The sequence below is a fragment of the Streptomyces sp. NPDC058307 genome (assembly GCF_042880295.1).
GTDB lineage: Bacteria > Actinomycetota > Actinomycetes > Streptomycetales > Streptomycetaceae > Streptomyces.
In genome coordinates, this window is sequence record NZ_JBHVYZ010000075.1 from 3,829 (window position 1) to 11,166 (window position 7,338).

The window sequence follows — 7,338 nt, forward strand, 5'->3', positions numbered from 1 at the left end:
CCCCCACCGCGGCGAGTTCACTGCTTTCGAGGAGGCTGCTGGTCCACTCCCACACGGCGAGGGCGATGCGCCGGGTGCTGCCCTGGCCCGAGCGGGTCAGGTCCACGGGCTCGCCGTCGGCCTTGGAGACCTCCAGCGGCGCCCTTTTGAAGCCGCCCTTGAAGGAGACCTCGGGCTTGACCTCCACGCCGACGAACTCCCGGCAGTGCTGGCGGATGTGCCGGCACAGGGAGTCCGCTTCCTTCTCCAGCCGCTGCGTGATCTCCTTCTCGATCTCGCGGACCTGCCCCTGGAGGGTCTCGTCCTCCAGATGGGTCTCGTAGCAGCTGCTCAAAGCGGTGCGCACCGCGTCGTCCGGGCTCTCGTCCTTGCCGCCGAACGACAGCAGCCGCGGCAGACGTGCCTCGAGGTCTTTGGGCAGCGGCTGCCACTGGTCGGTCTGGGGGACGGTCGTGGCGTGTGCGGTGAGCGCAGCCAGCAGGTCGTCCTTCAGCGTGCCCGACGGGACGAGCCCGAACTCGGCGACCAGCTCGGTCAGGTCCTTCTTCATCAGCCGGCCCAGGCCCTGCAGGCGACTGTCGGCGGGCTGTGATCCGAAGAACTCCCAGCACGCCGCCTCACCGGCCCGTGAGCGGCGCCGGATACGAAGCTCGGCCGGTAAGGGGGCCGCTGCGGCCTGCTCGGCAGCGTCCAGGCGGAAGACGCCCTCCACCCATGTCTCCGCGCAGCGCTGTCCCTTGACACCCTCGTCCTGCTGGTAGGTGCGGTCCTCGTCCGTCAGACGGTGTTCGCCCAGCAGGAAGGCCAGCGCGGCCAGGACGGCGCTCTTGCCGCCGTCGTTGCGGCCGGCCAGGATCGTCGGGCTGCTGACCGGGATGTCCTGTACATAGGTCAGCGAGCGGAACCCGCACGCGGCGAAGCGGATGAGGTGCACGGTCGAGCTGCTCCGTATCTCCCCGCTCCGCCGGACGACGGACAGGGGTGTGGCGTGCGGGCGTTACGCGTGCAGATGAGGCACCTGAGCACTCATCGCAGGCAGTCATCCTAGAGGGACACAAAGCAACGGCTCCCCCTTTTGCGCTAGTTAGCGTCTCCCGAAGAGAGGCTTACGCGGTCGGACGATCACTGTGCGCACAGGCCGGGCGCCTGCCACACGGTGGCCTCACGGGTAGGCCAGCAGGACTACGCCGTACGGCTGGACGGGTGTGACCTATGGTGGCCAAGGGAGAGGGGGCCGGGTGGGGAATGACAACGCCTACTGGGACTGGCGCGATGAGCAGCTGAAGGCCAGTGAGCGCGCCAAGGGCGGAGAACCGTGTCAGGTCTGCGGGGAGCCGGTCCCGACCAGGGCGCACTGGAAGCACCGCGACCGGCACGTGTGCTCGCCCCGCTGCAATCTGACACTCAATCGGCGCTTCAACCGCCGCATCGAGCGCGGGGAGATCACCCGGCCGCCCGTGTTCTCGCCCGATCCTCAAGGCGCCCGGCCTGCGCGGGCGTTTCGCACACTGCCCGTCGGCTCGCTCTTTCCGTATGAGATTCAGGGCTACTCGCCCAAGCCGGGCGACATGGTGGAACGGCACGGTTCCGTCATCGCCGTCCACCGGGCCGTCGATCTGCCGGACTACGCCGTCCCCTGGCAGGTGAAGCCGCACAGCGGCAACAGCTGGGAGCTGGAGCAGGTGGCACTGTCCGTCCACGTGCAGACCGGCGCGGCGTTCTACTACGTCACCGACCATACGTGGACCCCGACGTCATTGGTCCTGGGAGCTTTCCTGGGCCTCAAGCAACTGGACGACACCTTCGAAGCGGAAGGTGAGACGTGGCGCTGGTACAAGGAGATCATCCGTGATGTGGACGAGGCGGACCAGGAGTACACCTGGACGGCCTTCGTGTGCGGGAAGCAGTCCGTGCCTCGGTTGTGGACACCCGCCTACGCAGCCCGGTCCGAACGCCTGCAGCGCGTGTCGCGTGCGGCCGGCAGCTATGCCGCCCGGATGCGCGAAATCGGTCTGGAGGCCACGGTTGAACGTCTGGATCCCCTTGCGGTGTACGAACGCGACGGCTGGATCTGCCAGATATGCAAGACGGCCGTCGAGCGCGAGCGGGTCTGGCCCGACATGTGGTGCGCGACCCTTGATCACCGCATTCCCCTCACCGCAGGCGGCGAGCACACGCTGCTCAACGTCCAGCTCGCCCACTGGCTCTGCAATCTCCATAAAGGCGACTACTTTCCGGTCGACTTGTAGGTCCGCCGCCGGGCGGCACCCGTACGACGGGCCGGTCAGCCGCAACGGCGAACACCACGGATCAACGGAGGCCGCGCAGCGATGACGGGAGACCGTATCTGGCTGGATGTGCCGTTCAGGGACAAAGACGAGGCGAAAGCGCTCGGCGCGCTGTGGGATCCAGTTGCCAGACGCTGGTACGCACCTCGGGCCGGGCTGGCAGCACTGCGGCGCTGGGCTCCGCCGTCGTCCGCCAAGGAGCTGGAACCCGTCTCCGAGGCCGAGCGGACGCTGCGTCGTCAGCGTCTCAACGTCCTGCGCAATGAGGTGAGTCGCGCGTCGCGCTCGCGCCACCGTGTGGTGCGAGCCAAGAAGCCTCCGGCCGAGGAGCAGGTCACTCCTGAACAGCTGCACGCCGTACTCGACGCAGTGTTCCCATCGCAGCCGCCAGAGCGTGGCACCAACGTATGGATCACGATCCCGCCATGGAACTGGTTCTGCCACATGTGCGACTCGAACGCGGGTCCTGCGGACATCGCCACTGCCCGTTTGCGCACCACTAGGCGGCAACGCCACGAAATCGTGTGCCAGCCAAACGAGTGGCGGCACAGCTGGTGGCAGCTGAAGCTACCGCAAGCCGTACAGGAAGCGGCTGAGGCAGCGGGCCGTGCGGTCCTGACCGGGCCTGGAATGAGTGCGGTGTGGATATCGGCGGAGCGCCGCTTCGAGGTGGTCACCGGCACCCAGATCGACTGGCGTGAGGACGGAAGACGCCGATAGTCGTCCCGTCGCCCTACGCGCACATGGTGGCCGCCGGTAGACCGCGCGCAGTGTGTGCCCTGCCTTTCAGCGGGCGGGCAGGGCACACGCTGTACGACGATCAAAGCCATGCCTTCCACACCGCCCTCCCCTGAAGGGTGAGCGCGGGAGATAACAGCATGGAATCACCTGGTCGGGCTGCGATTGCGTCAGATCGCAGAGACGGGTGGCTGTGTCTGTCTTTCTGAGCAAGAAGCCGCGCGCTTGAGCGTGCAGTGCCTGACCGGAGCCAGAGGCGCGATCATCCAGATAGGCGAGAGGGCCCGGATCGCGTGGATCCGGGCCCTCTTCAGCAGTAGCGGGGACAGGATTTGAACCTGCGACCTCTGGGTTATGAGCCCAGCGAGCTACCGAGCTGCTCCACCCCGCGTCGGTATCCCCACCGTACGCCATCCCAGCAGGCGCCGAAGACCACCTTCCGGAGCAGGGCTCTATGCGGCGAAGCCGACGTTGGTGACGTACTCGTACTGGCCCCACTGCGAGCCGAGGTCGACGATCGTGTCCTGCCACGCGGCGTCCAGGCTCTGGTGGTCGCCGGCCGCCCAGGAGCCGACGATGCTGTCCCAGCGGCGCACGTTCATCGTCCGGTACTCCACCACGCGCTGCAGCGGCTGCGGCACCTGGGACTGGTTGAGCGGGTGGATCTCCACTCGCGTACCGCGTCCGTCGCGGTTGAGGCGCCTGAGGAGATGGCGGGCGACGTTGTGACGGCGCACCGTCCGGTACACCTGGTCAATGCGTTCCAGGTTGGCCTTGGAGGGGCGGCGTTTGCCCTCCAGCCAGGCCTTCAGCGTCCGGTGGGTCACGGTGAGTCCGGCGTCCTGCGCGGCCTTCAGGGTCTGGGTCGACTTCGTCAGGTAGTGCAGGCGCGCCATCCAGCCGCGCTTGGCGGTCACTGGAGTGGCGATGCCGCCCGCGAGTTCGTCAAGCTTGCGAGCGACGGCGTCGCTGCCCTTGATGCCCCGGGCGCCGAACCTCCCGAAGTCGATGTTCTGCTCCGGCACTACTCCCCCTCGCCTACGTGCTCACCGGCATCGGTTCCGGCGGTGTACGTGTCCTTGACCTTGACCTCGGTAACACCTCGGCCTTCGGCGAAGACACGGCGCCAGTCACCGATGACGTGGAGTTCGTCGGTGCCCATCGCCCGGACGACGGTCAGGCCCTCGTCATGGGCTTTGAGCGCCTTGAGCCACAGGTTGGCGAAGGCCTGGCTGCGGATGAGGTGCATCCAGTCCGGACGGTAGAGCTCCCGGTTGTAGTTCGACTCCCCCATCGTGGAGACGAACTTCGAGTACATCGCCTTCACGTATTCCAACGTCACCGTATCGCCCTGCTCGATCGCCATGTCGCGGGCGTCCTTCAACGCGATGCGGAACTTCTCCAGCAGGTTCTCCGTGGCCCCGGAGGTGTACGACTCGTGGATCTGAGGAAGCGCGCACAGCTGGTGCTTCGGGCCGGACAGGCGCAGCAGGAGGCGGAGCGTCGGTTCGGTGACCCACAGCGGGCCGGGCTCGTCCCGCTGGCCGATCGGGTTGGGCAGCACCGCCTCGTGCTCCCACTCGGGCGGGGTGATCAGGTGGACTCCGGAGCGGCGGCGGTCGTGGGCGAGGCCGGTGGAGTGCTCGAGCTGGCCCAGGGGGAGGTGCGTCTTGAGGGCGGAGAGGTAGGCGCCGTTGATGTCGAGCGCGGTCACCTCATGCCGGCCGGGCGGAAGTTCGTGGCGCGTCCACTTGGGGCGGGCTTCCCAGATCTGGTCGGCGCCGCGCGCGGTCTGCTTCTTGAGGATGTCGGGGATCCAGGGGTGCGCGATCACGTCGTAGCGGGCGCCCTTGCGGGTCTCGTCCAGCAGTCGCATCGCGTCCGGGATCGCCCGCTTCAACAGCGCCGCCGTAGCTGCGTCGACGTCGCCCCGGTGCTCTGCGAGCGCGCCCTGCACGGCCTCGCGGATCAGGTCGACCGGGCCGGACGGCTCCTGGAACGCGTGGCGGGCCGGGCCCTTGGAACGCTCCGTCGCACGCGCCGGAGGTGTCGTGCGCAGCGGCGCTTTCGGAGTTTGCGCAGTGGGCTGTTCGGCCGGCGGGGCAGGCGCGGCAGCGGGGGCTCCGGCGGCAGTGGGCTGGCAGTCGGCCGGTGCCAGGTGCTGAGCGAACCCCGCTACGCGTTGGCTGGCCGGACGGCCGCACAGCACACACGGCTCGGGGACGACGAGCAGCTCTACGTCGTCCCTGTCCTCGTCCTGCCCGGGATCCGGCGAAGACGAGGGGGTGACGGTCGCGGCCGTGTCTGACGTGAGGGGCTGCTCCGCAGCCGGCGCCGCCGTGGTCTCGGTCTCGGTGGCGAGCTTGGTGTTCAGCCCGTCCAGCAGGTACGCGTATTTGGTGCGGATCTCGCCGGCCGGGTCCCGGCCGCTTTCCCATCCGCTGAGGGTGGACGGGCTCACGCCGAGCGCGCGTGCCACCTGCGCCTTGGACAGCCGAGCCCGCTCCCGCAGCTCGCGGCGCACCTGGCAGGGCGGGAGTTCGGCCTCCGGGCCGACGGCGTCAAGCAGCGAATCGATCGCGTCGAAGTCGCTCACCGGCTCGTCCCCTTCGCTTCGGTCCGGACGGAACGGCGCCTGTCGGTGGGCAGTGCCTCGCACGCTCTGGTCGGACCCGCCAGCAGGTCCAGCGCGCCGATGCCGTAGTGCTCGGCCAGGACGTCGACGTCGCGCAGGCTCCACGAGATGGCGCCCGACTGCCGGCGCGACACCTGCGTCTGCGTCAGTCCCAGCACCGCCGCAACCGACCGCTGCGAGTCACCCGTCACCTGCATCAACGCGGCCACCGTCAGCCGCAGCGACTCCTCCAAGCTCAATCCCATGCCGCCATCTTACCTGAATCCATGCAACTCCCGCATTTAAATCAGCTTTTTGCTATCTATTATGCAGGAAGGCTTTCATCGTCACACAGGAGCTGAAGGTTCTGGGCAAGTGGGTGTCAGCGATCCGGGCCGCCCTGATCACGCGGAATCCGTCGGGCCGCGCGCCGGGCTTCCCGTTTCGCCTGGCGCGCCTCTTCCACCGCACGATCGGACAGGCACCGCGGGCACACGAGGTCGACGACACGGCGGCGCAGGGCCCGGCGCAGCCGGAGCCCGGGCGGTGGCGGCCACCCACGGCAGTGGCGGCGCACCGTACGCACTCCAGTGCCCAAGAGCGCCGCGACCACGGAGGCGTTGTCGGCGTAGTTGGCCAGGAGGAACGCCATCTGCGCCCGGTGGCCGGCCGGGAACCGGGCGGCGAACTCGGACTGTTCTTCCGGCTGGAGGAGGGCGTCGTGGCGTTCGCAGCGTGGCGTCTTCTTGTTGTTCCGGGCGATGCCCGGCGAGCTGATGTTCATAGCTCAAGAAGCCTGCCGAGGGCCGTCTGTGGACAGCGGCGGCCATTGAGGGCTTGTCGCATGTGCCGTCACCGACAAGGGTGGGCGCCCGTCACGCTCAGTGCTGCACCGTCCCGGATCATTGCGATCCGTACCGCTGCTCCCCCGTGCGCTCGTTCCAGGCGGAGGCACCGAACGCCCAGAACCCGCCCTGTGTATCACTGCGGTGGCTGAGCACTGGCCGATGCTCCTTCCGGATGCTCGTTGATCCAGGACAGGCCGCCGATGTCGAGGCGGCGCCGGGTGCGGGTGACGGCCACATAGGCCAGGCATGCCTCCTTGTCGTCGATCCGGCGGGCCGTCCCCTGCCCCGTGTCGTGCGGCGGGCCGTCGGAGGGTGGGGTGAAGTCGTCGGCGATCTTCACCTGTGCCCATTCCCGGCCTTTGGCCTTGTGCGCAGTGGAGACGGTTACCTCGGCCCGGTCTTCGGGGACGAGATGGGCGACGGCGGCCAGGATGGCGTCAGCGCCGTGGGTGTCGACCAGGTCGACCAGGGGTTGCAGGTCGCGCCCGGCGGGGTCGTGGGCGGCGTAGTCCTGCAGGTCGCCCCAGGTGGTGAACAGCACCAGTTCGGGGTGGGTGGTGCGGCGTCCTTCTTTGAGGTCGCGGGCGGCCAGGGCCAGAGCGCGCAGGCTGTCTCCTCCCCCGGCCAGTGCGACCCGGTGTCCGCCGGACAGGAGGTCCATGACCTGGGCCATGGCGCCGACGTTGGTACGGCACAGCACGGCGTCGGGCCGGGTGACGGGGCCGAGTTCGGTGGGCACGGTGTCGGCGCCGGTGAGACGGATGGGGGCGTCGGCCAGGTGCAGCCAGCGGTTGGCTTCCTCGGCGAGGCGGGGGCCGAAGCGGAAGGACTGCGACAGGGCGAGCTGGGC

6 protein-coding genes, 1 tRNA gene and 2 pseudogenes are annotated in these 7,338 nt (G+C 68.6%); 2 read left to right on the forward strand and 7 right to left on the reverse strand.

Features of this window, described 5'->3' with window-relative positions; translation table 11 throughout:
* A pseudogene (locus ACFVYN_RS35460) lies at nucleotides 1–934 on the reverse strand (hypothetical protein); the annotation flags it as partial.
* A 304-nt stretch (nucleotides 935–1,238) separates the two neighbouring features.
* On the opposite strand from ACFVYN_RS35460, the gene ACFVYN_RS35465 reads away from it, so the two are divergent.
* Both ACFVYN_RS35465 and ACFVYN_RS35470 read left to right on the forward strand, forming a co-directional pair.
* Nucleotides 1,239–2,249, forward strand: a complete 1,011-nt coding sequence (locus ACFVYN_RS35465; protein ID WP_390006153.1) for an HNH endonuclease — start codon at nucleotides 1,239–1,241, stop codon at nucleotides 2,247–2,249.
* 81 nt (nucleotides 2,250–2,330) lie between these two features.
* Entirely contained in the window at nucleotides 2,331–3,008 is a 678-nt protein-coding gene (locus ACFVYN_RS35470; RefSeq protein WP_390006154.1) for a DUF5710 domain-containing protein, read from the forward strand.
* Between the two features lie 335 nt (nucleotides 3,009–3,343).
* Here ACFVYN_RS35470 and ACFVYN_RS35475 read toward each other — a convergent pair.
* From ACFVYN_RS35475 to ACFVYN_RS35500, 6 genes and pseudogenes are all read right to left on the reverse strand, one after another.
* A tRNA-Met gene (locus ACFVYN_RS35475) sits at nucleotides 3,344–3,417 on the reverse strand.
* 61 nt (nucleotides 3,418–3,478) lie between these two features.
* Nucleotides 3,479–4,051: a transcriptional regulator gene (locus tag ACFVYN_RS35480; RefSeq protein WP_390006155.1), complete on the reverse strand. Its 573-nt coding sequence runs from the start codon at nucleotides 4,049–4,051 to the stop codon at nucleotides 3,479–3,481.
* Complete coding sequence (locus tag ACFVYN_RS35485) at nucleotides 4,051–5,622, reverse strand: helix-turn-helix domain-containing protein (protein WP_390006157.1); 1,572 nt, start codon at nucleotides 5,620–5,622, stop codon at nucleotides 4,051–4,053. Before ACFVYN_RS35485 ends, ACFVYN_RS35480 begins: the two co-directional genes overlap by 1 nt.
* Nucleotides 5,619–5,906: a helix-turn-helix domain-containing protein gene (locus ACFVYN_RS35490; protein WP_390006158.1), complete on the reverse strand. Its 288-nt coding sequence runs from the start codon at nucleotides 5,904–5,906 to the stop codon at nucleotides 5,619–5,621. Before ACFVYN_RS35490 ends, ACFVYN_RS35485 begins: the two co-directional genes overlap by 4 nt.
* 116 nt (nucleotides 5,907–6,022) lie before the next feature.
* A complete protein-coding gene (locus ACFVYN_RS35495; RefSeq protein WP_390006160.1) occupies nucleotides 6,023–6,424 on the reverse strand; it encodes a hypothetical protein in 402 nt (133 codons plus the stop codon).
* 197 nt (nucleotides 6,425–6,621) lie between these two features.
* Nucleotides 6,622–7,338: pseudogene (locus tag ACFVYN_RS35500) on the reverse strand (DNA helicase); the annotation flags it as partial.